Source organism: Micromonospora yongxingensis (genome assembly GCF_052601155.1).
The window spans coordinates 1-25,510 of sequence record NZ_JBQXEO010000037.1 but is presented as its reverse complement, the minus strand read 5'-3'; the positions used below and the strand labels follow the sequence as shown (position 1 = coordinate 25,510).

General features: G+C 73.5%; 25 protein-coding genes. 16 read left to right on the top strand and 9 right to left on the bottom strand.

Going from position 1 to position 25,510, the window contains the following annotated elements; genetic code table 11:
* Positions 1-15: 15 nt before the first annotated feature.
* A complete protein-coding gene (locus tag ACTWLT_RS29730; RefSeq protein WP_445321213.1) occupies positions 16-615 on the bottom strand; it encodes a cadmium resistance transporter in 600 nt (199 codons plus the stop codon).
* A gap of 222 nt (positions 616-837) precedes the next feature.
* Between ACTWLT_RS29730 and ACTWLT_RS29725 the strand changes: the two genes are divergently transcribed.
* The 3 genes from ACTWLT_RS29725 to ACTWLT_RS29715 all read left to right on the top strand — a co-directional run bounded on the left by ACTWLT_RS29725 (position 838) and on the right by ACTWLT_RS29715 (position 3,969).
* Complete coding sequence (locus ACTWLT_RS29725; protein ID WP_007462679.1) at positions 838-1,065, top strand: helix-turn-helix domain-containing protein; 228 nt, start codon at positions 838-840, stop codon at positions 1,063-1,065.
* Between the two features lie 46 nt (positions 1,066-1,111).
* Positions 1,112-1,879 carry an enoyl-CoA hydratase/isomerase family protein gene (locus tag ACTWLT_RS29720; protein ID WP_252420249.1) on the top strand — a complete coding sequence of 256 codons (768 nt, stop codon included), beginning with the start codon at positions 1,112-1,114 and terminating at the stop codon, positions 1,877-1,879.
* Between the two features lie 113 nt (positions 1,880-1,992).
* Positions 1,993-3,969: an ABC transporter ATP-binding protein gene (locus ACTWLT_RS29715; protein ID WP_445321232.1), complete on the top strand. Its 1,977-nt coding sequence runs from the start codon at positions 1,993-1,995 to the stop codon at positions 3,967-3,969.
* A 20-nt stretch (positions 3,970-3,989) separates the two neighbouring features.
* On the opposite strand, the gene mug is transcribed toward ACTWLT_RS29715, so the two are convergent.
* The 6 genes from mug to ACTWLT_RS29685 all read right to left on the bottom strand — a co-directional run bounded on the left by mug (position 3,990) and on the right by ACTWLT_RS29685 (position 8,281).
* Positions 3,990-4,595, bottom strand: coding sequence for a G/U mismatch-specific DNA glycosylase (gene mug / locus ACTWLT_RS29710; RefSeq protein ID WP_445321212.1), 606 nt, complete (start codon positions 4,593-4,595; stop codon positions 3,990-3,992).
* On the bottom strand, positions 4,592-5,353 hold the full coding sequence (locus ACTWLT_RS29705; RefSeq protein WP_445321211.1) for an SDR family oxidoreductase: 762 nt from the start codon (positions 5,351-5,353) through the stop codon (positions 4,592-4,594). The genes mug and ACTWLT_RS29705 overlap by 4 nt, the downstream gene beginning before the upstream one ends.
* Positions 5,338-5,901 carry an SCO6045 C-terminal-like domain-containing protein gene (locus ACTWLT_RS29700; RefSeq protein WP_445321210.1) on the bottom strand — a complete coding sequence of 188 codons (564 nt, stop codon included), beginning with the start codon at positions 5,899-5,901 and terminating at the stop codon, positions 5,338-5,340. Before ACTWLT_RS29700 ends, ACTWLT_RS29705 begins: the two co-directional genes overlap by 16 nt.
* The gene (locus ACTWLT_RS29695) at positions 5,898-6,716 is read right to left on the bottom strand and encodes an MbnB/TglH/ChrH family RiPP precursor modification enzyme (protein ID WP_445321209.1); all 819 of its coding nucleotides are present in this window, start codon (positions 6,714-6,716) and stop codon (positions 5,898-5,900) included. Before ACTWLT_RS29695 ends, ACTWLT_RS29700 begins: the two co-directional genes overlap by 4 nt.
* Positions 6,713-7,633 carry a TIGR04222 domain-containing membrane protein gene (locus ACTWLT_RS29690; protein ID WP_445321208.1) on the bottom strand — a complete coding sequence of 307 codons (921 nt, stop codon included), beginning with the start codon at positions 7,631-7,633 and terminating at the stop codon, positions 6,713-6,715. The genes ACTWLT_RS29695 and ACTWLT_RS29690 overlap by 4 nt, the downstream gene beginning before the upstream one ends.
* 75 nt (positions 7,634-7,708) lie before the next feature.
* On the bottom strand, positions 7,709-8,281 hold the full coding sequence (locus tag ACTWLT_RS29685) for a TetR/AcrR family transcriptional regulator (protein ID WP_252420241.1): 573 nt from the start codon (positions 8,279-8,281) through the stop codon (positions 7,709-7,711).
* Between the two features lie 88 nt (positions 8,282-8,369).
* On the opposite strand from ACTWLT_RS29685, the gene ACTWLT_RS29680 reads away from it, so the two are divergent.
* The 3 genes from ACTWLT_RS29680 to ACTWLT_RS29670 all read left to right on the top strand — a co-directional run bounded on the left by ACTWLT_RS29680 (position 8,370) and on the right by ACTWLT_RS29670 (position 11,045).
* The gene (locus tag ACTWLT_RS29680; protein ID WP_445321207.1) at positions 8,370-9,230 is read left to right on the top strand and encodes a carbon-nitrogen hydrolase family protein; all 861 of its coding nucleotides are present in this window, start codon (positions 8,370-8,372) and stop codon (positions 9,228-9,230) included.
* A 65-nt stretch (positions 9,231-9,295) separates the two neighbouring features.
* Positions 9,296-9,940 carry an HAD family hydrolase gene (locus tag ACTWLT_RS29675; protein ID WP_252420239.1) on the top strand — a complete coding sequence of 215 codons (645 nt, stop codon included), beginning with the start codon at positions 9,296-9,298 and terminating at the stop codon, positions 9,938-9,940.
* Positions 9,941-10,112: 172 nt separating this feature from the next.
* Entirely contained in the window at positions 10,113-11,045 is a 933-nt protein-coding gene (locus ACTWLT_RS29670) for a serine protein kinase RIO (RefSeq protein WP_445321206.1), read from the top strand.
* A 49-nt stretch (positions 11,046-11,094) separates the two neighbouring features.
* On the opposite strand, the gene ACTWLT_RS29665 is transcribed toward ACTWLT_RS29670, so the two are convergent.
* The gene (locus ACTWLT_RS29665) at positions 11,095-11,343 is read right to left on the bottom strand and encodes a DUF2630 family protein (RefSeq protein WP_445321205.1); all 249 of its coding nucleotides are present in this window, start codon (positions 11,341-11,343) and stop codon (positions 11,095-11,097) included.
* A 455-nt stretch (positions 11,344-11,798) separates the two neighbouring features.
* Here ACTWLT_RS29665 and ACTWLT_RS29660 point away from each other — a divergent pair, with 455 nt between their 5' ends.
* From ACTWLT_RS29660 to ACTWLT_RS29620, 9 genes are all read left to right on the top strand, one after another.
* Positions 11,799-13,136 carry a cytochrome P450 gene (locus tag ACTWLT_RS29660; RefSeq protein WP_445321231.1) on the top strand — a complete coding sequence of 446 codons (1,338 nt, stop codon included), beginning with the start codon at positions 11,799-11,801 and terminating at the stop codon, positions 13,134-13,136.
* Entirely contained in the window at positions 13,133-14,050 is a 918-nt protein-coding gene (locus ACTWLT_RS29655) for a terpene synthase family protein (RefSeq protein WP_445321204.1), read from the top strand. Before ACTWLT_RS29660 ends, ACTWLT_RS29655 begins: the two co-directional genes overlap by 4 nt.
* Positions 14,043-15,662, top strand: a complete 1,620-nt coding sequence (locus tag ACTWLT_RS29650; protein WP_445321203.1) for a prenyltransferase — start codon at positions 14,043-14,045, stop codon at positions 15,660-15,662. The genes ACTWLT_RS29655 and ACTWLT_RS29650 overlap by 8 nt, the downstream gene beginning before the upstream one ends.
* 124 nt (positions 15,663-15,786) lie before the next feature.
* On the top strand, positions 15,787-18,348 hold the full coding sequence (locus ACTWLT_RS29645; RefSeq protein ID WP_445321202.1) for a sensor histidine kinase: 2,562 nt from the start codon (positions 15,787-15,789) through the stop codon (positions 18,346-18,348).
* A gap of 86 nt (positions 18,349-18,434) precedes the next feature.
* Positions 18,435-18,857, top strand: a complete 423-nt coding sequence (locus ACTWLT_RS29640) for a roadblock/LC7 domain-containing protein (RefSeq protein WP_252420233.1) — start codon at positions 18,435-18,437, stop codon at positions 18,855-18,857.
* A gap of 5 nt (positions 18,858-18,862) precedes the next feature.
* Positions 18,863-19,249, top strand: coding sequence for a DUF742 domain-containing protein (locus ACTWLT_RS29635; protein ID WP_252420231.1), 387 nt, complete (start codon positions 18,863-18,865; stop codon positions 19,247-19,249).
* A complete protein-coding gene (locus tag ACTWLT_RS29630) occupies positions 19,230-19,841 on the top strand; it encodes a GTP-binding protein (RefSeq protein ID WP_252420229.1) in 612 nt (203 codons plus the stop codon). Before ACTWLT_RS29635 ends, ACTWLT_RS29630 begins: the two co-directional genes overlap by 20 nt.
* Positions 19,842-19,935: 94 nt before the next feature.
* Complete coding sequence (locus ACTWLT_RS29625) at positions 19,936-20,271, top strand: YciI family protein (RefSeq protein WP_445321201.1); 336 nt, start codon at positions 19,936-19,938, stop codon at positions 20,269-20,271.
* Between the two features lie 4 nt (positions 20,272-20,275).
* Positions 20,276-21,544 (top strand): RNA polymerase sigma factor, encoded by a 1,269-nt coding sequence (locus tag ACTWLT_RS29620; protein WP_445321200.1) that lies wholly within the window; start codon positions 20,276-20,278, stop codon positions 21,542-21,544.
* Positions 21,545-21,615: 71 nt separating this feature from the next.
* Here ACTWLT_RS29620 and ACTWLT_RS29615 read toward each other — a convergent pair whose 3' ends face one another.
* Positions 21,616-24,468: an aconitate hydratase gene (locus tag ACTWLT_RS29615; RefSeq protein ID WP_445321199.1), complete on the bottom strand. Its 2,853-nt coding sequence runs from the start codon at positions 24,466-24,468 to the stop codon at positions 21,616-21,618.
* Positions 24,469-24,729: 261 nt separating this feature from the next.
* On the opposite strand from ACTWLT_RS29615, the gene ACTWLT_RS29610 reads away from it, so the two are divergent.
* Positions 24,730-25,386: a DedA family protein gene (locus ACTWLT_RS29610; RefSeq protein ID WP_445321198.1), complete on the top strand. Its 657-nt coding sequence runs from the start codon at positions 24,730-24,732 to the stop codon at positions 25,384-25,386.
* Positions 25,387-25,510: the final 124 nt, after the last annotated feature.

Below are 25,510 nucleotides of genomic sequence, written 5' to 3'. Positions count from 1 at the left end.
CGTCCGGCCCGGCTCTCAGCCGAGCAGGTCGACCAGTCGGCCGAGCACGCCGGAGCTGACCAGGATCACCACCCCGATCGCGACGAAGATCGCCGGCACCAGCCAGTGGCCCGCGCGTTCGACCAGCCGGACCACCCGGGGGTGCCCGCCCAGCCAGGCGCCCGCGGCGCACCACACGGCGATGAGCACCACGAAGACCAGCAGGAAGGCCGCGCTGTCGGCGGGGCCGAGGGCACGGAAGACGGGTACGTACACGGCCACGTTGTCGGCGCCGTTCGCGATCGTCACCCCGGCGACCCCGAGCGTGGAGGCCACCACGGCGGGCGCCTCGTCGCCGTCGCGTCGCACGAGGGCGCGGACGCCGAGCGCGATGGGCAGCAGCCCGAGCAGGCCGGTCCACGGGTCGGGCACCACCAGCAGTCCGGCGGCGATCACCGCGCTGGCCAGCGCCAGCGTCCCGATGCCGAGGTACTGCCCGGCCACGATCTGCCAGGGCCGTGGTCGGCCGGTGCGGCGGGCGGTGACGAAGAACAGGGTCAGGATGACGATGTCGTCGATGTCGGTGGCGGCGAAGACAGCGGCCGCCCCGGCCGCCGTGCCCAACAGGTCGATCATGACCGCAGGGTACGGGTGGTCGGCGGGCGCTGCCGCGCGGCGACGACGGTGGTACGGCGGGCCGGTGTCGCCGGGCCCGTCGGCAGGATCACGCTATCGGGAAGCTGACATTGCATAGCGTGTCGGTTGGCGAAGAGTTGATATCTGGCGCATGATCGTTCGAGGCGGTCTAATAGGTGGGACCGTATCCGAACCGCACAGTCTGGGACGTGAGGACACAGCATGGCAGCCACTGGCACAGCCACCAGCACTGAGAAGGGTCGCCGGATCGTCGGAGCCGAGCGTCAGACGCTCGCCAAGGACCTGGTAAAGCGGTACACCTCGGGGGAGAGCATCCGCGCGCTGGCGGCCTCGACCGGCCGCTCCTACGGGTTCATCCACCGAGTGCTCACCGAGTCCGGGGTGCAGTTGCGTCAGCGCGGCGGTGCCCGGCGCCGCAAGAAGGCGTGACCCGCCCCCCAGCGTCGTCCACCAGCGCCGCGCCCCGGGTCGTCCGGTGACCGCCGAGGCGACCGGGGTCCGGCTGAGCTGCGACGGGCCGGTTGCCACGGTGACCTTGTGCCGGCCCGACGTGCTCAACGCCCAGACGCCCGCCATGTGGCGCGCGATGAGCGATTTCTCCCGCGACCTGCCCGGCGACGTACGGGTGGTGGTGGTCCGGGGCGAGGGCCGGGCGTTCTCCGCCGGCCTCGACCTCGCGGTGGCCGGTGCTTCCGGTCCGGGGTCCTTCGCCGAGTTGGCCACGCTGCCCGAGCAGGAGTGCGCCGACCGGATCGCCGAGTTCCAGGGCGGCTTCACCTGGCTGCACCGGCCGGATGTCATCTCGGTGGCGGCCGTGCAGGGTCACGCGATCGGTGCCGGCTTCCAGCTCGCGCTCGCCTGTGATCTGCGGGTCCTGACCACCGACGCGAAGCTGTCGATGGCCGAGGTGACCCTCGGTCTGGTGCCCGATCTGGCCGGCACCAAGCGCCTCGTCGAGCTGGTCGGCTACGCGCGGGCGCTGGAGATCTGCGCGACCGGCCGCCGCCTGGACGCCGCCGAGGCGGACCGGATCGGGCTGGCCACCCTTGTCGTACAGCCCGCCGAGTTGGACGGTGCGGTCCGTGACCTGACCGCCGGCCTGCTCGCCGGTGCCCGCGACGCGGTGGTGGAGATCAAGGCGTTGATCGCCGGCGCGGCCGGGCGGTCCCACGCCGACCAGCAGCGCGCCGAGCGGGAGGCGCAGACCCGCCGGCTGCGTGACCTCGCCGGCCGGGGAGAATAGTAAGGACCGTACGGGAAGATCCGGGTTACGACCGAGGTTGTCAGAGTCATCGGGAGAATTGACCTGACGGTGTGGTCTGCCCGACAACCCGGAGGTGAGTGGTGTCCAACCCGATGTCCGGCGGTGGCATGGCGGGCTGGAGCATGCTGCGGTCGATGCGCAACCGCGACGAGGTCTCCACCCACCGGCTGAAGCGCGGCGTGGCCCGTCGGATCGTGGCCTTCGCCCACCCCTACCGGCGCGACATCGTCGTCTTCCTGGCCACCGTGGTGCTGGCCGCCGTCATCGGCGTGGCCACCCCGGTGCTCGCCGGCGACGTGATCAACGCGATCAACCGGGGCGGCACCGAGGCCGGCCGGCTGGTGGTCCGGCTGGCCCTGTTCATCGCGGCTCTGGCGGTCGCCGACGCGATGCTCTCCCTCGCCCAGAGGTGGTATTCCGCCCGCATCGGCGAGGGCATCATCCTCAACCTGCGCACCCGGGTCTACGACCACGTGCAGCGGATGCCGTTGCAGTTCTTCACACGTACCCAGACCGGCGCTCTGGTCAGCCGGCTCAACAACGACGTGCTCGGCGCCCAGCGGGCGTTCACCTCCACCCTGTCCGGTGTGGTCAGCAACGTCATCCAGCTGGTGCTCACCGCCGCGGTCATGTTCACCCTCTCGTGGCAGATCACCGCGCTCTCACTGGTGCTGCTGCCGATCTTCATCATCCCGGCCCGCCGGGTCGGCAAGCGGCTGGCCGACATCACCCGCGAGGCGTACAACCTCGACGCCAAGATGAACGCGACGATGACCGAGCGGTTCGGGGTGGCCGGCGCGCTGCTGGTGAAGCTCTTCGGCCAGCCCGAGATCGAGGCCCGCCGGTTCGCCGGCCGGGCCGAGCGCGTGCGGGACATCGGCATCCAGTCCGCCATGTACTCCCGGACGTTCTTCGTGGCCATGCTGCTGGTCGCCTCGCTGGCCCAGGCCCTCACGTACGGCCTCGGCGGCTGGCTCGCGGTGACCGGCGGTGTCAGCGCCGGCACGGTGGTCACCCTCGCGCTGCTGCTCACCCGCCTCTACGGCCCGCTCACCGCGCTCTCCAACGTCCGGGTGGACGTGATGAGCGCACTGGTCTCCTTCGACCGGGTCTTCGAGGTGCTCGACCTGAAGCCGGGCATCGTGGAGAAGCCCGACGCGGTGCCGGTGCCCCCGAACGCCGGTCGGGTCGACTTCCGTGACGTGCGGTTCCGTTACCCGAGCGCGGCCGAGATCTCCCTCGCCTCGCTGGAGGAGGTCGCCACGCTCGACCGGACCGTCAACGAGCCGGTGCTCAAGGGGGTGTCGTTCAGCGTCGAGCCGGGCCAGATGGTCGCCCTGGTCGGCCCGTCCGGCGCCGGCAAGTCGACGCTGTCCATGCTGATCTCCCGCATCTACGACGTCACCGACGGGCAGGTGCTGGTCGGCGGGGTGGACGTGCGCGACGCGACGCTCGCCTCCCTGCGCGACGAGATCGGTGTGGTCACGCAGGATTCGCACCTGTTCCACGAGACGATCGCCGAGAACCTGCGCTACGCCAAGCCGGACGCCACCGACGACGAGATCTGGGCCGCGCTGGCCGGCGCCCAGGTCGCCGACCTGGTCCGGTCGCTACCCGACGGGTTGGACACCACCGTCGGGGAGCGCGGCTACCGGTTCTCCGGCGGCGAGAAGCAGCGCATCGCCATCGCCCGGCTGCTGCTCAAGGCCCCGTCGATCGTGATCCTCGACGAGGCGACCGCGCACCTCGACTCGGAGAGCGAGGCTGCGGTGCAGCGGGCGCTGTCGGTGGCGCTGGCCGGGCGTACGGCGCTGGTGATCGCGCACCGGCTCTCCACCGTCCGCGACGCCGACCAGATCCTGGTCCTCGACGGCGGACGGATCGTCGAGCGGGGGCGCCACGAGGAGCTGGTGGCGGTCGGCGGGCTCTACGCCGAGCTGTACCGCACCCAGTTCGCGGTCGCCGACTCGCCGTCCCCGTACGTGGACGCGACCGGCCCCGAGCCGGTGGTGCTGCCGCTGGGCACCTACGTCGCCGACGAGGCACTGCCACCGGCCGCCGCCAACTGACGCACCCGGCCGCCGCCGGTCTAGGCCGGGCGGCGGTCGGGCAGGCCGGTCGCGACGCGCAGTTCGGCGAACGCGGCGCCCAGGGTGACCGGCGTGAAGTGCGCGTTCAGGCCGCTCGGGTTGGGCAGCACCCACAGCCGCGCCCCGGCCAGCGGCTCCGGCTGCGGGCCGAAGGTGGCCTTCGGCCGGCCGAACCCGACCCGGTACGCCGTCACCCCCACCACCGCCACCCAGCGCGGCCGGTACCGGGTCACCTTGGCGGTCAGGATTCCGGCGCCGTCGAGCAGCTCGGCGGCGCTCAGTTCGTCCGCGCGGGCGCTGGCCCGGGCGGCCATGTTGGTGATGCCGAGCCCGAGGGCGGGCAGCTCGTCCTGCTCGCTCGGGTGCAGCAGCCGGGGTGTGAACCCGCCCTGGTGCAGCGCCGGCCAGAACCGGTTGCCGGGTCGGGCGAAGTGCCAGCCCGTGGCCGCCGACCAGAGGCCGGGGTTGATGCCGACGAAGAGCACCGCGAGCCTCGGCGCGAGAACGTCCGGGATGGTCCGGTCCGCGGCGGCGGCCAGCTCCGCGCGGGTTGGCCGGGGATGCCCGGCACCGTCGCTGTCCCGCCGGCGCGGTTCGGGCGTCACAGGCCGCGCAGCGCGCCACCGTCGACCGGCACGGTGATGCCGGTCAGGTAGCTCGCGGCGGGGGAGAGCACGAACGCGGCCACCCGCCCGAACTCGGCCGGGTCGCCGATGCGCCGGAGCGGGATGGTGGCCTCCGCCTCGGCGCGGGCCCGCTCCGGGTCACCGGTGGCGGCGAAGAGCTCCCGGTTACGGTCGGTGAGGATCCGGCCGGGCAGCAGACCGACGACCCGCACGCCGCGTGGGCCGTAGTCGTCGGCGACGTCCTTGGCGACCCCGACCAGACCGGGCCGCAGACCGTTGGAGATGCCGAGCCCGGGCACCGGGCCACGGGCCGAGGTGGAGAGCACCAGCCCGATCGCGCCGCCCTCGGGCAGCGCGTCGGCGACCGTGCGTACCGCCCGGACGGTGCCCAGGAAGACGGTCTCGAAGGACCGCCGCCACTGCTCGTCGCTGATCTGCGCCGCCTTGCCCGCTGGCGGCCCGCCGACCGAGATCAGTGCGCCGTCGAGCCGGCCGAAGTGTTCCCGGGCCGCCGCGACGAGCTGCCCGGGGGTTTCCGGGTCGGTCAGGTCCGCGGCCAGCCCGACGGCCCGCTCCGGTCCGCCCAGCCGCTGGGCGGCGGCGGCCACCGCGTCGGCGTCCCGGGCCGAGAGCACCACCCGGGCCCCGTCGGCGACGAGGCACTGAGCGGTCGCGTAACCCAGGCCGCGGGAGGCGCCGGTGAGGACGTACACCCGGTCGGTCAGTCCGAGATCCATGCCGCCGATCCTGCCGCATCCGCCGCACCGTCGCCATCGGCGTGGGGCGGCGCCGGTGGGCGCGGAGCGGGGCGCAGCAGGCGTACCCGACCGGCGATCTGCACCGCGACGGCGCCGTCGGCGCGGGTCACCGCCGGCAGCCGGCGCGGACGCGGCGCCCGTCGCCCGTCGTAGCGCAGACCCGCCTCCCGGACGGCCAGCTCGTCCGCGCCCGCCGGGGGCAGCACGCCCCGCTCGTGCAGTGCCCGGGCGAGGTCCCATCCGTCGCGCAGCGACCCGGCGGTGGGGCGGTCGGCGGCCCAGCGGGCGAAGGTCGTGGCCCAGCGGGCGCCGAGGCCGGCGGCGAGCAACGGCCAGTGCCGGGCGACCTCGCCGGCCCGCTTGCGGAGCAGGGCCGCCCGGGTGGCGGCCAGCGGACCCGGGGCGAACCCGGCCGGCGGGGGACCCCCGGCGACGAGTGCCGCGACCAGCTCCGCCTGCCGCTCGGCGAGGCGGCCGCCGTGCGGATCGCTCCCGGGAGCGCTGGTGGGCGGGGAGGCGTCGGTCATGTCACGGCCGGGAAGCCCGCGGTGGCGGCCAGGGCGTCCAGTTCGGAGCGGAGCGCGGCCGCCGGTGGGTAGCCGCCGTCGCGCTCCAGCAGCAGCGCCGGCGGTCGACGGCGGGCGCAGAGCGCGCCGACCAGCTCCAGCACCGGTGGCGGCACGGGGTCGGTGTGCGTGTCGTGGTAGTAGCCGCCGTGTTCGGCGCCACCGGCGACGTGCGCGTAGGCGACCCGGTCGAGCGGCAGCCGGTCCAGCAGCGCGAGCGGGTCGGTGCCCCGGTTGCGGGCGTTGGCGTACACGTTGGCGACGTCGAGCAGCAGCAGCGCCCCGGTCCGGTCGAGGATCTCGGTGAGGAAGTCGCCCTCGTCCAGCTCGTCGTCGGGCCAGTCGACCAGCGCGGCGATGGGTTCCAGCGCGAGGGGCACCGGCAGCTCGGCCTGCGCCCGGGCCACGTTGGCGCAGACCACGTCGACCGCCTCCCGGCTGCGCGGCAGCGGCAGCAGGTGCCCGGCCTCCAGGCCGCCGGCCCGGACGAAGGCGATGTGCTCGCTGACCAGCGGGGCGTCGACCCGCTGCGCCACCGCGGCCAGGTGGGCGACGCGGGCCGGGTCGACCGGCTCGGCGCCGCCGAGGGAGAGCCGCACCCCGTGCGGTACGACGGTCACGGCGCGCTCGCGCAGTTGCGCCAGGCCCGACGGGAGCGGCCCCTTCGCCGGCACCGACTCGGCCACCACCTCGACGAAGCGCAGCCCGGGCAGCTCGGCCACGAAGCCGGCGATCTCCGGCCGCCAGCCGATGCCGACGCCGGACGGTCCCGTCATCCGCCGCACCCCCCACCACCGCCGCAGCCGCCGCCACCGCCGCACGAGCTGCCACCACTGCACGAGCTGCCCCCGCCGTCGCCCGACGTCCCGCCGCTGGAGCCCGACCAGCCGCCGGACGCCGCCTGGCGCTGGATCTCGGCCTGCTCGGCGAAACCCGGGTCGAGTGCCCAGAGCGAGGCGGTGCCGAACAGGGCCACACCCATCGCCGCGCCGGCCGCCCCGTACGTGGCGAACGCCGGCGCGGAGGCGGGGGCCAGGTGGGTGTGCTGGCGGCGCACGTCGCGCAGGGCGGCGCGGCCGGCGCGGGTGCGCTCAGGCACGCGGCGCAGCAGCAGCGCGGCGACGAAGACCGGGATCAGGGCGAGCATCAGGTAACCCACCGGCCGGTCGTTGAACAGGCCGGAGACCACCCGGATGACGCCGAGGCCCAGCAGGGCCAGCACGAACCCCGCCCAGCGGCGGGCGGTGTCGTGCTGCGCCTTGCTCCGCAGCAGCCCGCGCTGCTCCAGGCCGACCCGGAGCTGGTCGAGCGCCTCGCGGACCCGCCGGTCCTGCGGCAGGTCACCGGCCCGGGCCCGCTGGTGGGCGGCCCAGTGGATGGCCTGGTCCAGCGGGGTGAGCCCGGACGGCGTCGGGCCGGTGGTGAGCAGCCGACGATCCGCTCCCACGCCGATCGCGCCACTGCTGCGCAGACCGCCGACGGCGGCGTGCACCGCGAGGCGGGGCCCGCCGTTGAGGTACGCGACCTGTTGCGGACCGAGCGGCCCGGCGCTGGTGTCCGTGGAGCCAGCCCCCGGACGGACCCGGTAGAAGACCGCGAGCGCCACCACCACGGCGGTCGCCAGCAGGTAGAGCCGGAGGAAGGTCGGGCCGGGGATGCCCCAGGTGTCGCCCGACGAGGCGAGATCGATCATCGGCTGCTCCTGTCGCCGCAGGGATCGGCGGCCCCATTGTGGAGCAGCGCCGCCACGTCCGGCGGGGCGGCCCGCTCAGCGACGGCGGACGGCCTCCTCGACGAGGTCGAGCACCGGGCCCATCTCGCCTGCGGGCCGGCCCATCGCCAGGTGCAGCACCAGGCCGTCGTAGGCCAGCTCCAGGAACTGGGCCAGCACGTCGATCGGTACGTCCTCGCGCAGCACGCCGGCGTCGCGCTGGCGGGCCAGCCGGTCCCGGGTCGCCTCCGCGATGGCGGCGGACCGCTCCGCCCACCGCTTGGCGAACGCCGGGTCGGTGCGCAGGCGGCGGGAGACCTCCAGTTGACTGCCGAGCCAGCCGGTGGTGTCCGGGGAGACCGCGCGGGCCAGGAGATCGCGCATCACCTGGACGAGGCCGTTGCGTGCCACCGTCTCGACCATGGCGGCCGCGTCGTCCTCGGCCACGGCGAGGAAGAGCGAGTCCTTGTCGCGGAAGTGGTGGAAGATGGCGCCCCGGGAGAGCCCGGTGGCCTCCTCGAGGCGACGGACGGTCGCCCCCTCGTAGCCGAGCCGGGCGAAACACGCCCGCGCGGCGGCGAGGATCTCCTGCCGGCGCGCGTCGAGCTGATCCTGGCTTACTCTGGGCACGCGTCGATCGTCGCAGGTCACCCCGGGCCGTGCAAACCGTACGTACGGCTTGGTATGCCGCAGGGCAGCTCACCGCTACCATCGCCCCGTGACCCCGCCCCGCACCGCGCCCACCGCTCCGCTGACCGTGGCCACCGTCCAGGCCACCCCCACGCCCGGTGACGTCGCCGGCAACGCGGTCGCCGCCGCCGACCTGGTCCGCCGGGCCGGTGGGCAGGGCGCCCGGGTGGCCGTCCTGCCCGAGCTGTACCTCTGCGCGTACCACCCGCCGACCCTCGCGGCCGACCCGGCCGGCACCGACGTCGCGGCCGACCCGGCCGGGGTGGTCGCCGACCCCCGGCTCGACCCGTTACGCGCCGCGACGCGCGAGGCCGGCGTCACCGTGCTGGTCGGCGCCGCGGTCCGGCACCCGGACGGCCGGCGGACCATCGCCGCCCTGGTGGTCGACCGGGCCGGCACCGTGCGCGTCGGGTACGACAAGCAGCAGCTGTGGGGCGACGAGCGCGAGCTGTTCGTCCCCGGCGGGCGGGGAGCCACGCTGCTCGTCGACGACTGGCGGCTCGGGTTGGGCATCTGCTACGACGGCTGCTTCCCCGAGCACGGCCGGGCCGCCGCGCTCGACGGCGCGCACGGCTACCTGTGTCCCAGCGGCTACCTGGCCGGCTCCGAGCACCGCCGGGACCTGTACTACGCCGCGCGCGCCCTGGACAACACCATGTTCGTGGTCTTCGCCAACGCCGTCGGGGGTGCCGACCCGTGGCGGTTCAACGGCGGCGCGGCGATCTACGACCCGCAGGGACGGGCGCTTGCCCGGGGCGCCGACGAGGGCACGTCGGTCCTGGTGGCGACGCTGGATCCGGCCGAGCTGACGGCCACCCGCGCGGCCCATTCGATGCTCGCCGACCGGTTGCCGCACCAGGGCGGTCCGCGGGTGTCGCTGACGGGCTGACCCCCGTCGTCAGGTCGATACCGGCGGGTCTGTTGGCGGACACGTCGGTCCCGTAGGGTGCCCGAGTGCCACTGCTCCTGCTGGACCTGGACAACACCCTGCTGGATCGGGCTGGGCCGTTCCGCCGCTGGGGTGAGCGCTTCCTGGACGGCATCGGCGCGCCCTCCACCGACATCGACTGGCTGATCTCGATCGACGCAGACGGGCTGACCGATCGCTGGGACCTGGCCGACGCCATCCGGGACCGCTACGAGCTGCGTATGCCCTCGATCGACCTGGTGGAGGAGCTGCACGACGGGGTCGTGGCACAGACCCGCCTCGATCCGCTGACCGCCTGCGCGCTGCGGATCGCCGACGACGCCGGCTGGGTGCCGGTGGTGGTCTGCAACGGCACGGTACGGGTGGAGGACGCCAAGATCCGCCAGACCGGCCTGGACCGCTACGTCGCGGACTGGGTCATCTCCGAGGAGGCCGGGGTCAGCAAACCCAACCCGCGCATCTTCGCGCTCGCCGCGCAGCGGGTCCGGATGCCGCTGCGCGGCGCCTGGGTGGTGGGCGACAGCCCGGAGGCGGACATCGGCGGCGCCGCCGCGGTCGGCCTGCCGAGTGTCTGGCTGCACCGGGGGCGTACCTGGTCCGACGTCCGGTTCGCGCCCAGCCGCACCGTGGACGGGCTGATCGCCGCCGTCGCCACCGTGCTCGCGGGCTGACGGACGGCGCTTCGGTAATTCGGTTGACCGCTGCCGCGTCGGCGGCGAGCATTGTCGGCGCATCGTGCACCCCGGGCGTGCGCCCGGTCGAGGAGAGGGGGTCGGTCATGGCCGTCTTCGCAGGTCGCTTCCAGCTGCCTTCATCAGCCTCGACCAAGGGAACCTCACCACAGTGCGCGATCACGACCTTCCGGCGCTTGAGCGCCGGAGCCGCGGCAGGAGCCGCTTTGACGACGACGAACCGCAGTTTCTGAAGCGCGGGCGGCCCACCGAGCCGCCCGCGGACCCCGACGGCGAACCCGACCCGGACACCGGCGACCGCTGGTCGTCCTGGGACGACGCCGTGCACGGGCCGCAGCCGTACCCGGACTGGCTGGTCACCGAGTTGGCCGCCAAGGACACCGAACTCGGTGTGCTGAAGACCGGCAAGGAGGCGGACGTACACCTGGTCCGCCGGGCGGTGCCCGACACCGACCGCTCGTGCCTGCTGGCGGTCAAGCGGTACCGGGACGCCGAGCACCGGCTGTTCCACCGGGACGCCGGCTACCTGGAGGGCCGCCGTGTGCGCCGGTCCCGCGAGAACCGGGCGATGGCCGGCCGGACCGCCTTCGGCCGGCAGATGATCGCCGGGCAGTGGGCGGCGGCCGAGTTCGACGCCCTGGCCCGGCTCTGGGAGATCGGTGCCGGGCACGACCGGATCGCGGTGCCGTACCCGGTGCAGCTACGCGGCACCGAGCTGATGCTGGAGTTCGTCGGCGACGCCGAGTCGGGGCAGGCCGCGCCCCGGCTGGCTCAGCTTCGGCCCGGCCCTGCCGAGCTGCGCGACCTCTGGGCGCAACTGTTGGAGGCGCTGCGGGTGCTGGCCCGGGCCGGCTACGCGCACGGCGACCTGTCACCGTACAACCTGCTCGTGCACCAGGGCCGGCTGGTGGTGATCGACCTGCCGCAGGTGGTCGACGTGGTGGCGAACCCGCAGGGACCCGAGTTCCTGGCCCGCGACGTGCGGGTCGTCGGCGCCTGGTTCGTGGCCCGGGGGCTGCCCGCCGAGCAGGTCGATCCCGGCACGCTGACCGGGGAGCTGCTGCGCGAGGCGGGCATCCGCTGACGCCGGCGGGTCGGACGGCCAACCTGGCCGTCCGACCCGCCGGTGCGGGTCACTGCAGGTAGCGCTCCACCTCGGGCTTGGGGCGTTCGCCCTGGGAGTCCGGGTCGCCGTGGCTCTGCCGGGCGGCCCGGCGGCGGCGCAGCAGGTCCCAACACTGGTCGAGGGACTCCTCCAGGTCGCGCAGCCGCTCGCTGGCCTCGCCCTCGGTGCCCGACTCGTGGGCCTGGGCCGCCGCGCGCAGCTTGTGTTCCTCGTCGACCAGCTCGGAGATCCGGTTCAGGATGGTCTTGTCGTCCATGCCACAGAGCCTGGCACAGGGTGCCCGGCATCGCCCGGATTCGGGGGTACCGGTGCGTCCCCGGTCACGTCACGGTCGCGGCCGGTCGGGCGTCGCCCGGTGGCCCCGGTGTCCCGGTCCCTCGGCGCTGACGGCCGCCCGGGCAGCGCGCCCGGGGCCGTTCGGGCGGGGTGCTGCCCGACCTGCGGCGGAAGCCTTCCTGAGCGTCCACTCAGGACTACCAGGGGGTCGCGTCCGCCGGTGGGAGCTTGGCGCGGCGAGGGAATCTCCACGAACACAGGTCTGGAGGTGCTTCGCATTTGGTGAGATGCTTCCGTCGCCCAGAAGGTGGAAGTTCCACAGTCCCGACCGGCCGAAGTGGACCGCTCCGGCCAGCGGTACGACGAGGAGACGTGGTTGCGATGTCCCAGGTGTCCGATGCCGGCCCCGCCCCCGTCAGCACCGAACCCCGGATGATCCCGCTTCGTCGCGTCCTGCCCGCGCTGGCCCGCGACCCGCTGGGCGCCCTGGTGGGCTTCGCGGACGCCGCCGCCGGCGAGGTCGTCCGGCTGAACCTCGGCTCGTTCCGTCCCTACCTGGTCAGTCACCCCGAGCACCTGCAGAGAGTGCTGCGGGACAACGTTGCCAACTACACCCGTGACGGGGACGGACTGCTCTGGCGGCCGGTCCGCCGGATCGTGGGCGACGCCATCCTGGTCGCCGAGGGTGCGGTCTGGGAGTCCAGCCGGGGAGCGCTGCAACCGCTGTTCACCGCCAAGCGCGCCGAGACACTGGTCGACAGGATGGCCGAGGCGATCAACGAGGCGGTCGACGAGTGGCTGGAGCCGGCCCGCGAGGGCCGCCCGATCGACGGCGGCGCCGAGCTGACCCGGATCGTGCTGCGCACCACCATGCGGGTGCTCTTCGCCGACCGGATCTCGGTGCCGGACGCGCTACGGATCAGCGCCGCGCTGGACACCGTCACCACCGCGATGCTCCCGCGCCTGCTGGTGCCCTTCGTGCCGTACGCGGTGCCGATGCCCGGCGACCGGCGCTTCCGCGAGGCGGTGCGGACCATCGACGACGTGGTGCTGCCGATCATCCGGGAGGCCCGGGCGCGGCCCACCGACGGCGACGACATCATCTCGACCCTCTGCCGGCCCCGCGCCGACGGGCGCGAACCCGACGAGTACGCCATCCGCGGCGACGTGGTGGCGATGTTCTCCACCGCCACCGAGACCACCATCGCCCTGCTCTCCTGGCTCTGGCCGGTGCTGTCGTCCCGGCCCGACGTGGCCGAGTTGATGACCGACGAGATCGAGCGCGTGGTCGGCACCGACCGGGTCCGCCGCGAGCACCTGCCCGAGCTGCGCTACGGCCGGATGGTGCTCGACGAGATGCTGCGGCTCTACCCGGCCGGCTGGATGATTCCCCGCACCGCCGTCGGCGACGACGTGCTCGGCGGGGTGCGGATCAAGGCCGGCGGCACGGTGCTGGTCAGCCCGTACGTCACCCAGCGGATGTCGACGTTCTGGGACGACCCGGATCTCTTCGACCCGCAGCGTTTCGCCCCGGAGCGGCCCCGCCGGCCCTACCGCTACTCCTACTTCCCGTTCGGCGGTGGCCCGCACCAGTGCCTCGGGCAGTACCTGTTCCTGCTGGAGGCGCAGCTCATCGTCAGCACCGTGCTGAGCCGCTACCGCTTCCGGCTGCGCCAACCGGTCGACCTGACGCCGCGGATGGGCGCTTCCCTGCAACCCAAGCAGCGCGCCGAGCTGATCCTCACCCCGGTCGAACGCCCGGTCGCATCGTGACGGGGGCGCCGCGGCCGGTGCAGACCGATCACGACGCCGTCGCCGAGCAGGGCCGGGTCTCCGCACTCGCCGTGCGCGGCGTACGCGACCTGCAGGACGTCACCGCCACCCACCCCGAGTTGTTCGCGGCCGGGCCGTTCGACCCGGCGTTGCTCAGCTCGGTGGCCACGGCGATCGCCTTCACCGCGCCCTGGCACACCGCCGCCGAGCTGCGGATCACCACCCGTACCCTGCTCTGGGTCTTCGCCGCCGACTGGCAGGTCGACTATCTCGCCCGGTCCGCCGACGACGTCCGGGCGGTGGTGACCGACTGCCTGGCGGTGGCCGACGGGGCCACGCCACCACCGGGGCGGCACCTGGCCCGGCTGCTGGCCGACCTGCGCGACGACCTGGCCGCCGTGCCGGCCTTCGCCCGCCTGCGGCCCGTCTGGCGCGACGAACTGGCCCGGATGCTCGACGCGGTCGCCCGGGAGTGGGACTGGAAGAAGCTGCCGACCGACCCGGCCACCGGGCAACGCCTGCCGGACCTCGACGGCTACCTGGACAACGCCGACAACCTCGCCTGCTCCTTCGTCAACGTCACCCACTGGATCGCCACCGGCGACGACGACACCCTCGCCCAGTTGACCGACCTGCTGGCCGTCGGGCGTGGCGTGCAGCGGGTGCTGCGGCTGGTCAACGACCTGGCCACGCACGGCCGGGACGCCGAGTGGGGCGACCTGAACGCGCTGCTGCTGGTCGCCGATCCGGCACAGGTGCACACCCGGCTGGCCGAGCTGACCGCCCGGTCCCGGGCGGAGCTGGCCGCCCTCGGCGAGCGGTGCCCGCGCCAGGCGGACTACCTGCACCGCCAGATCTCCTTCACCGGCGGCTTCTACCAGGTGTCGGACTTCTGGGGGGTGCGTGATGAGTGACCGCGCGTACCGGGTGCTGGCCGACCCGGCCACCGGCGGCGACCCGGCCACCGACGCGGCGCGCGAGCTGATCGCGGGCCTGGCACTGCGGCCCTGGGGGCAGGTCGCCTCCTCGGTGTACGAGACCGGCCGACTGGTCGCCGACGCGCCCTGGCTGGCCGGGCACCAGCAGCGGATCGGGTTCCTGCTGCGCGCCCAACGCACCGACGGCGCGTGGGGCCCGCCGGAGGGGTACGCGCTGGTGCCCACGCTGAGCGCCACCGACGCGCTGCTCGCCGCCCTGGCCGACGGCGGGGCTCCGGCGGACCTGGTGACGCCGGTCGCGCGTGGACTGGGCGCGCTCGCCGGCATGCTGCTCGCCACCGACGCCCGGGCACTGCCGGACACTCCGGCGCTGGACCTCATCGTCCCGGCGCTCGTCGACTCGATCAACGCCCGACTGACCCGGCTGGACCGGGCGACCGCCGAGCGGCTGCCCCGCCCACCGCTGGGGCTGCCCGCCGGGCTCGGCCCGGACCGGCTGCACGCGGTGCGGGCGGCGGTCGCCGCCGGCGTGCCGCTGCCGGCGAAGCTGGCCCACTTCTACGAGGTGCTGGACGCGACGCCGGCGGACGCCGGACCCACCCTCACCGCCGTGGGCGCGTCGCCCGCCGCGACCGCGACCTGGCTGACCAGGGCCGGCCCGGACGCCGGCCCCGCCGCGCACGCCTTCCTGCGGCAGTTGATCCGCGACGGTGGTGGCCCGGTGCCCTGCCCGGCGCCGATCACCGTGTTCGAACGGGCGTGGGTGCTCAGTGGGCTGCGTCGCGCCGGTGTCGCCGTCAACCCGCCGGCAGCGGTCCTGGAGAGCCTGACCGGGGCCGCCGGCGCCGAGGGCATCGCCACCGGCGACGGCCTGCCCACCGACGCCGACACCACGTCGGTGGCGCTGGACGCGCTGGCCCGCCTCGGCCGCCCGGCCGACCCGGCCGGCCTGTGGGCGTACGAGACCGCGGACGGCTTCTGCACCTGGCCGGGGAGCGAGGACGGTTTCTCGGTCACCACCAACGCGCACGTGCTCGACGCCTTCGGCCAGCACCTCGCCGCGCACCCGGACGCCGACGCGCGGTACCGGCGGACCGTCGACCGGCTCAGCGTCGTCCTGCCCGGGCACCAGCGGGCCGATGGTGGCTGGCAGGACCGGTGGCACGCCTCGCCGTACTACGCCACCGCCTGCTGCGTGCTGGCGCTGGTGGAGTTCGGCCGGGGCGCGGGGGTGGCAGACGCGGTGCGGCGGGCGGTGCGCTGGGTGCTGGAGACCCAACGCGCCGACGGCTCGTGGGGGCGGTGGGTCGGCACCGTCGAGGAGACGGCGTACGCCCTGCAGATCCTGCTGGCGGCGCCGACAGTCGTGGCGGGGGTCGACGACGCGGTGGCTCGCGGGCACGCCTACCTGCACGAACCGGCCCTCCGGGACCACCCTCCACTGTGGTACGGCAAGGAGCTTTACTGTCCACTGGCGATCGTCCGCTCCGCGGTGCTCGCCGCCTGCCGGCTGGCCGCGATCCGCACCGAGGGTCTCGGCCGTTCGGTGGTGGATTGTGGTTACCGGGCAACAAAAACAACAACTTGAGGGGTTGTGTGGACACTGCTAGCGTACGCAGAGCCTCAGCCCCGTATGCCCCGCTGCGGTGGGACGTCGCCCTCCATGATCACCCGTTGATGAGCTGAGTCAACGCCCTGCCTGGGACGGTTCAATGCGTTCTCGCGGTACGAGTATCCGCACCAAGGTTGTCGCCCTGCTGCTCTCCCTTGTCGCGCTCTGGATGTTCGCGGCGTGGGTGACCCTGCGTGACGGCTTCAACCTTCTCGGTGTCCAGCTGCTCAACAGCAAGGTCTATGCGCCGAGTGAACCGCTGCTCCAGGAGCTTCAGCTGGAGCGGCGGCTGACGCAGGCGTACCTGAGCAACCCCGACGCCGAGCAGCGGGCGGCGCTGGAGGCCGAGCAGCGCAAGTCCGCTCAGCTGGCCGCCGACTTCGCCGACTCGGTCCGCAACTGGCAGGTCGACGTGGCCGGCAGCTCGGCGCTCGACACCCAGCTGGCCACGTCGATCACCCAGATCAACGCGCTCGAGCAGACCCGCGCGGCGGTGCTGGGCCGCTCGATCGACCGGATCGCCGCCGCCGACGCGTACACCGGCGCGATCGAGTCGATCTTCCAGATCTACGACGTCACCGGCAGCCTGGACGACAAGGAGATCGCCGCCGACGCGGCCGCCCTGATCCAGCTCAACCGGATGAAGGAGCTGATCTCCCAGGAGGACGCGCTGCTCAGCGGCCTGTTCGGCAACGGCCGGATGAGCGGGCCCGAGTACGCCCGCTACGTCGCCCTGGTCGGCGCCGAACGGTTCCTCGGTGAGGAGACCCGCGCCCGCCTGGGCGACGCCGACGAACGCCGCTACCAGCAGCTCGTCGCGGGCGAGGAGTTCACCCGGCTGCGCGCCGTGCAGGACGGCATCATCCGCGAGGGCCGACCCGCGACCCAGCTGCCGGTCAGCGCCGAGCAGTGGCGCGGCACGGTCGAGCCGGCGCTGGCCGAGGTGAACGAGGCGGTGGCCGCCGGCGGCGAGGGCATCGTGGGCCGGGCAACCGGTGTCGCCGTGATGGTCGTCGTCCGGCTGGTGCTCGCCACCGGCCTGGGCCTGCTCGCCGTCATCGCCTCCGTCGTCGTCTCGATCACCACGGCCCGGACCCTGCTGCGTCAGCTGGAGCGGCTGCGCCAGGCGGCCTGGCAGCTCGCCCACGAGCGCCTGCCCCGGGTGGTGGAGCGGCTCGGCCACGGCGAGGAGGTCGACGTGGCCACCGAGGCGCCTCCGCTGGAGTTCGGCACCGACGAGATCGGCCAGGTCGGCAAGGCGTTCAACGCGGTGCAGGAGACCGCGCTGCGCACCGCCGTCGAGCAGGCCGAGCTGCGCCGCAACGTCCGCGAGGTCTTCCTCAGCCTGGCCCGGCGCACCCAGGCGCTCGTGCACCGCCAGCTCACCCTGCTGGACGCCATGGAGCGGCGCGAACACGACGCGGAGGAGCTGGAGGACCTGTTCCGGGTCGACCACCTGGCCACCCGGATGCGGCGCAACGCGGAGAACCTGATCGTGCTCTCCGGCTCCACGCCGGGCCGGGCCTGGCGGCGCAACGTGCCGATGGTCGACGTGGTGCGCGGCGCCGTGGCCGAGGTGGAGGACTACACCCGGGTCAACGTGCTGCCGCTCGGGCCGGTCTCGCTCGCCGGTCGCGCGGTCGGCGACATCATCCACCTGCTCGCCGAGCTGATCGAGAACGGTCTGTCGTTCTCCCCGCCACACACCACAGTGGAGGTTCGCGGTCAGCTGGTGGCCAACGGGTTCGCCATCGAGATCGAGGACCGGGGCCTCGGCATGAGCGAGGAGGACCTGGCCGCGGCGAACCACCGGATCGTCGACCAGTCCGAGCTGAACCTCGCCAACGCCGCCCGCCTCGGGCTCTACGTGGTGAGCCGGCTGACCGAGCGCCACGGCGTGAAGGTACGACTCAAGGAGTCGGCGTACGGCGGCACCACCGCCGTGGTGCTGATTCCGCTTGAGCTGGTCACCGGGAACGGCGTGGACCCGGACGACTCCGGCGCGATCAAGGCCGGCTCGCCGGCCGTCCCGCTGCCCTCGACGCCGACCGCCGGCCCCACCGACACCGGCCGCCCGGCCCTCCTCGCGCCGGTCGCGTTGGCCTCCCCGGCCACGCCGGACGCACCGCAGCCGGTGACCCCGGCCGCCCCGTCGGCGGCCGACACCAGCACCCCGACCGCGCAGACCGACGGCACAGAGGTGGAGGCCGCCCTGCCCACCCGACAGAGGACGACGCCGGCCACCGCGACGCCGGACCTGCCCAGCCGGTCCCGGCGCGACCCGGGCCAGCCGGCTCTGGAAGGCCCCACGGTGCCCACCGGCCTGCCCGCGGTCGGGCCGGCGGACAGCGGCGGCGCCGGAACGCCGGGCACCGACGGCGACGGGGGGCCGATGCCGGCCCGGGCCGAGACGGACCGCACCGGCTCCGGCCTGCCCGTCCGGATCCGGCAGGCCAACATCGTGCCCGAGTTGCGCGACGACCCGGCGGCGAGCGAGACAACCGAGGACGAGGACGTGGCACGCCCGCCGGAGCAGGTGCGCCGGATGATGAGCTCCTACCAGACCGGCACCCGGCGCGGTCGGACCGACGCGGCGCGACTGCTCGGCGGCGGGTCCGGCGCGCCACCGGAGCCGACCGACGAGGACCCCCAAACTACCTGACCTGCACCGAACCGGGTTTCCGCGTGGTGTGACGGTCAGCCCCAGACGAGTACGGCGACAACAGCCGGGGGAGAAGAGGACGACGAGTGGGCCAGAAGACGGCTTCGAGTGCCGACCTGACGTGGTTGCTGGATGATCTGGTGGGCCGGGTGAAGCAGGCCGAGCATGCGGTCGCGCTCTCGACCGACGGGCTGCTGATGGCCTCCTCGCAGGGGCTGAGCCGGGACGACGGCGAGCACCTCGCGGCGATGGCGGCTGGCATCCAGAGCCTGGCCCGGGGCGCTGGCAAGCGCTTCGGCGGCGGGCAGGTGCAGCAGACCATCATCGAGATGCAGTCGTCCTTCCTGTTCGTCACCGCGGCCGGCCGCAACGCCTGCCTGGCGGTCCTGGCCAGCGAGGACGCCGACGTCGGCCTGATCGCGTACGAGATGGCGATGCTGGTCACCCGGGTCGGCAAGTACGTGGCCTCACCCTCGCGCGGCGCCGACCAGCCGGCCGGCGAGAAGTAGCGGCCATGACGGTGCAGGGAGAGTCCGCGGACCAGCAGTGGGTGGATGACCATGCGGGTCCGGTGGTGCGCCCGTACGCGATGACGCGCGGCCGGGCCCGCCCAGTCACCGGCACGTTCGACCTGATCTCCCTGGTCACCGCGACCCGAGCCGACGTCACACCGGAGGTCGGCCTCGGTCCGGAGCACCTGGCGATCGTCGGACTGTGTCAGCGCATGCAGTCCGTCGCCGAGATCGCCGCCCATCTCGACCTGCCGGTGGGCACCATCCGGGTGCTCCTCGGTGACCTCGCGGCTCGCAGCCTGGTTCAGGTCCGCGAGCCGCAGACCACGGCCGGTCTTCCCGACAACAGCATCTTCGAGGCGGTAATCAATGGACTACGGGCACTCTGACCGGCCGGCGGGAGCGACCCCACTGCCCACCGCGATCAAGATCCTGGTCGCCGGTGGCTTCGGCGTGGGCAAGACCACCATGGTCGGCGCGGTGAGCGAGACCCGACCGTTGCGTACCGAGGAGGTGCTGACCGAGTCCGGGGTGGGCATCGACGACCTCTCCGGGGTGGAGGGCAAGACCACCACCACCGTGGCGATGGACTTCGGCCGGATCACCATCAGCGACGACCTGGTGCTCTACCTGTTCGGTACGCCGGGGCAGGACCGGTTCTGGTTCGTCTGGGACGAACTGGCGCTCGGGGCCATCGGGGCCGTGGTGCTGGCCGACACCCGCCGGCTGGCCGACTGCTTCCCGTCGATCGACTACTTCGAGGGCCGGGGCACCCCGTTCGTCGTCGCGGTGAACTGCTTCGAGGGGTCGCGGCAGTACCGGCTCGACGAGGTGCACGCCGCTCTGAACCTGGACCCGGGGGTGCCGGTGCTGCTCTGCGACGCCCGCCAGCGGGAGTCCAGCAAGGAGGTGCTCGTGACGCTCATGGAGCACGCCATGAAGACCCGGGAGGCCCGCCGCCGCGCAGCCGGCGCGAACTGACCGACGGTCGGCGAGATTTCCGGCACCCGGTGTCCGGAACGGCCACGGCCGATCGTCATGCTGGCGATACCCGGAAACAACAGGGAGCGCCCACATGAAGTACATGATGTTCGTCTGCACCGACAGCGAGCCGGACACCGACCCGACCGACGTCCCCGACATCCACGCGTGGGTGGCCGAGAACGATGCCCGGGGCCGCCGCGTCCACGGCGACGCGCTGGCACCCACCACCGCGGCCACCACGGTGCGGGTACGCGGCGCTGAGCTGCTCGTCTCCGACGGGCCGTTCGCCGAGACCACGGAGGTCATCGTGGGCTTCGACCTGCTCGAGTGCGCCGACCTCGACGAGGCGATCGAGGTGGCGCGAGCCCACCCGATGGCGCGGCACGGCCGGCTGGAACTGCGCCCGTACGCCGGCCTGCCCGCCTGACCGGATGACCCGCGCCGGAGCCGCCGAGCGGCACGGAGACGCCGGCCCGGTGACCGGCACGGCCGCGGCGGCGGACGCCGTCGCGGCCGCCGGCGCCGAGGCGTACCCCCGGATCGTCGCGACCCTGATCCGCGTGACCGGAGACTGGGCGCTGGCCGAGGACTGCGCTCAGGAGGCGCTGACCGTCGCCCTGGAACGCTGGCCCGCCGACGGCGTGCCGGCCAACCCGGGCGGGTGGCTCATGACGGTGGCGCGCAACCGGGCGGTCGACGTGCTGCGCCGGGCCGCCGTGGAGCGCCGCAAGCTGCACGACCTGGCGGTGCTCACGCCGGTCGACGCGGAACCCTCGGACGGGATGGGGGAGGACGTGGTGGACGACCGGCTGCGACTCATCTTCACGTGCTGCCACCCGGCGCTCGCGATCGACGCCCGGGTGGCGTTGACGCTGCGAACCGTCTGCGGCGTACCGACCGCCGCCATCGCCCGGCTCCTCCTGGTCAGTGAGTCGACCATGACCCGGCGGTTGACCCGGGCCCGGACGCGCATCGCGCAGGCCGGCATCCCGTACCGGGTGCCCAGCGGGCCGGCGCTGACCGAGCGGCTGCCCGGCGTACTCGCCGTGCTGTACCTGCTCTTCACCAGGGGCTACGTCGCCGACGGCGAGCCGGCGTTCGCCGACGAGGCGGTCCGGCTGGCCCGGCTGCTCGACCGGCTCATGCCGGCGCAGTCCGAGGTGGCCGCGCTGCGGGCGCTGTTCCTGTTCCAGCACTCCCGCCGGGAGGCGCGCCGGGACGCCGCCGGTGCGCTGCTCACGCTTGAGCGGCAGGAGCGCCGCCGGTGGGACCAGGCCGCGATCGCCGAGGCGCTCGACGCGCTGGCCCGGGTACGCGACGACGGGCCGTACGCGTGGCAGGCCCGGATCGCGGCCTGCCACGCCACCGCCGCGTCCGCCGAGGCAACCGACTGGCCGGCGATCGCCCGGGCCTACGACGCGCTCACCGTCCTCCGGCCCTCGCCGGTGGTGGCACTCAACCGTGCCGTCGCGCACGGCTACGCGTACGGTCCGGCCGCCGGGTTGGCGCTGCTCGAGGCGGCCCGCGCCGGGGGCGGGCTGGACGGCTACCCGCTCGCGGTGGCGGTGGAGGCCGACCTGGTGGCCCGGCAGGGCGACCGGCTGCGTGCCGCCGCCCTGTTCCGGCAGGCCGCCGACGCGGTGGACTCCGCCGCCGAGCGGCGTGCCCTGTCGAGCCGGGCGGCGGAACTCGCGCCGTAGCCGGGCGTCCCGGAACGCGACAGGGCCCCTGACCGCTCGCGGCGGTCAGGGGCCCTGGTGACGTCGGTACGTCAGTTGGCGATCATGCGGCGCAGCACGTACTGCAGGATGCCGCCGTGCCGGTAGTAGTCCGCCTCGCCCGGGGTGTCGATCCGCACCACGGCGTCGAACTCGACGCCGGTGTCGGTGGTGACCGTCACCGTGCGCGGGACGTCGCCGTCGTTGAGCGCGGTCACCCCGGTGATGGTGAACGTCTCGGTGCCGGTGAGGCCGAGCGACTCGGCGGTGGTGTCCAGCGGGAACTGCAACGGCAGCACGCCCATGCCGATCAGGTTGGAGCGGTGGATCCGCTCGTAGGACTCGGCGATGACCGCCCGGACACCCAGGAGCATGGTGCCCTTGGCCGCCCAGTCGCGCGACGAGCCCGACCCGTACTCCTTGCCGGCCAGGATGACCAGCGGGATGCCGGCCTCCTGGTAGGCCTGGGAGGCGTCGTAGATCGAGGACTGCTCGCCGGTGAGGTGGTTGACGGTGAAGCCGCCCTCCACCCCGGGCACCAGTTGGTTGCGCAGCCGGATGTTGGCGAAGGTGCCCCGGATCATCACCTCGTGGTTGCCCCGGCGGGAGCCGTACGAGTTGAACTCGTGCCGCGGCACGCCGTGCTCGGCGAGGTACCGCCCGGCGGGGGAGTCGGCCTTGATCGAGCCGGCCGGCGAGATGTGGTCGGTGGTCACCGAGTCGCCCAGCTTGGCCAGCACCCGGGCGTCGGCGATGTCGGTCACCGGGCTCGGCTCCTGCTGCATGCCCTCGAAGTACGGGGGCTTGCGCACGTAGGTGGAGTCGTCCGCCCAGGCGAAGGTGTCACCGGTCGGGGTGGGCAGCGACTGCCACCGCTCGTCGCCGGCGAAGACGTCGGCGTACGCGGCGCTGAACCCGGTGGCACCGATCGCCTGGGCGATGACGTCCTGGATCTCGGCGCTGTTCGGCCAGATCTCGCGCAGGTAGACGGGGTTGCCCTCGCTGTCCTCGCCGATCGGCTCGTTGGCGAGGTCGATGTCCATGGTGCCGGCGAGCGCGTACGCGACCACCAGCGGCGGGGACGCCAGGTAGTTCATCTTGACGTCCGGGTTGATCCGGCCCTCGAAGTTCCGGTTGCCCGACAGCACCGAGACGACGGCGAGGTCCTTCTCGTTGACCGCGGCGGACACCTCCTCCGGCAGCGGGCCGGAGTTGCCGATGCAGGTGGTGCAGCCGTAGCCGACCAGGTTGAAGCCGAGCTTGTCCAGGTACGGGGTGAGACCGGCCCGCTCGTAGTAGTCCATGACGACCTTGGAGCCGGGCGCCAGGGTGGTCTTGACCCACGGCTTGCGGGTCAGGCCCTTCTCCACCGCGTTGCGGGCCAGCAGCGCGGCACCGATCATCACCTGTGGGTTGGAGGTGTTGGTGCAGGAGGTGATCGCGGCGATCACCACGGCGCCGTGGTCCAGCTCGTACTCCACGCCGTCGGCGCCGGTCACCCGGATCGGGTCGCTGGCCCGACCGCCGGAGCCGACCGCCGCCGTCTCCAGGTCGCGGGGCTCGTCGGCCGGGTCGCTGAACTCGTTGGCCGGCGGGTCGCTGGCCGGGAACGACTCGGCGCTCGCCTCGTCGGCGGGACCGTTGGCGCCGATCGGCAGCTGCTCGCGCGGCACGCCCGGCTTGAGGTCGCGCTCACCGGCCTCGTCGTTGGCGACGTAGTCGGTCAGCGCCGAGCGGAACAACGTCTTGGCGCTGCCCAGGGGCACCCGGTCCTGCGGGCGCTTCGGGCCGGCCAGGGACGGCTCGATGGTGCTCAGGTCGAGCTCCAGCCGCTCGGAGTAGTCCGGCTCGGCCTCCGGGTCGTGCCAGAGGCCCTGCTCCTTGGCGTACGCCTCGACGAGCGCGACCTGCGCCTCGTCCCGGCCGGTCAGCTTCAGGTAGCGGACGGTCTCGGCGTCGATCGGGAAGATCGCCACGGTGGAGCCGTACTCGGGCGACATGTTGCCGATGGTGGCGCGGTTGGCCAGCGGCACGGCGCTCACGCCGGGGCCGTAGAACTCGACGAACTTGCCGACCACGCCGTGCTTGCGCAGCATCTCGGTGATGGTCAGCACCAGGTCGGTGGCGGTGGTGCCGGCCGGCATCTCGCCGTGCAGCTTGAAGCCGACGACCCGGGGAATCAGCATGCTGACCGGCTGGCCGAGCATCGCGGCCTCGGCCTCGATGCCGCCGACGCCCCAGCCCAGCACACCCAGGCCGTTGACCATCGTGGTGTGCGAGTCGGTGCCGACCACGGTGTCCGGGTATGCCTGGCCGTTGCGCTCCATGATGGTGCGGGCCAGGTACTCGATGTTGACCTGGTGCACGATGCCGGTGCCGGGCGGGACGACCTTGAACTCGTTGAACGCGGTCTGGCCCCAGCGCAGGAACTGGTAACGCTCCTTGTTGCGCTCGTACTCCAGCTCGACGTTGCGCTCGAAGGCGTCCGCGCGGCCGAACAGGTCGGCGATGACGGAGTGGTCGATGACCAGCTCGGCCGGGGCGAGGGGGTTGACCTTGGTGGCGTCGCCACCCAGGTCGCGTACCGCCTCGCGCATGGTGGCCAGGTCGACCACGCAGGGCACGCCGGTGAAGTCCTGCATCAGCACCCGCGCCGGGGTGAACTGGATCTCCACGCTCGGGGCCGCGGTGGAGTCCCACCCGCCGAGCTGGCGGATGTGATCGGCGGTGATGTTCGCGCCGTCCTCGGTCCGCAGCAGGTTCTCCAGCAGGATCTTCAGGCTGTACGGCAACCGGGCGTGGCCGTCCACCTTGTCGATCCGGAAAATCTCGTAGCTCGCGTCTCCGACGCGTAGCTGGGTCTTCGCACCGAAGGTGTCGAGGCTCGCCACGTCGTACTCCTTCACACCAGCGACCGTGAGTAGTCCTGAGCAGTCTGTCGCACCGGCCGGGGTGCCGCCGAGGTTAGGTAACACTTACCGCCGATTCCGCTCTCAACAAAACCGTACGTCCGTCTTGCTAGTTGCGCAACCCGGCATCGACCCCGCGCTCCCCCCTTATCCCTAGCCTCCTAGGACGCGTTACGGGGTGTGGCACCCGCACCGCACGGGCAGGTCGGCTCGACCCGCCGCGGGTAGGGTTCGAGGCCGGCCGGGGAAGGGGTCACCGTGTTCGACGTCCAGCACTGGCTCGTGTCGCTGCCACCGATCGCGGTCTACCTGCTCGTCGCCGGGGTGATCGGTGTGGAGAGCATGGGCGTCCCACTACCCGGCGAGATCGTCCTGGTCAGCTCCGCGCTGCTCGCCGCCACCGGCGTCGTCGAACCGGAGTGGGTGGCCACCGCCGCCGCCACCGGCGCGATCGTCGGCGACTCCATCGGGTACGCGGTGGGCCGCCGAGGTGGCCGCCCGCTGCTGGCCCGACTGGGCCGGCGCTTCCCCCGGCATCTCGGTCCTCCACAGCTCGCCCGGGCCGAACAGAGCTTCGCCCGGTACGGCGTCTGGGCCGTCTTCTTCGGCCGGTTCGTGGCACTGCTACGGATCCTGGCCGGCCCGCTGGCCGGGGCGCTGCACGTGCCGTACCGGCGGTTCCTGGTGGCCAACGCGGCCGGCGGGCTGGTCTGGGCGTTCGGCACCACGTACCTGCTGTTCACCGTGGGTCGGGCCGCCGAGCACTGGCTCAAGGACATCTCGTGGGCCGGGCTGGTCCTCGCGGTGCTCGCCGGCCTGGCCAGCACCTGGTGGCTACGCCGCAGGGCCCACCGGTTCGAGTCGGCCGACCCGACGCCGGACGCCGAGCCGGTGCGCGCGGGCGGCGAATCCTGATCCGGGCATGACGAAGGGCCGGGCCCCTGTGTGGGGTCCGGCCCTTGTCGTGTGGTTTCCGCGGGGTCAGCTGGTGGCGTAGCCGCGGGTGGCGATCCAGTCGGCGAGGTGCTCGACGGTGACC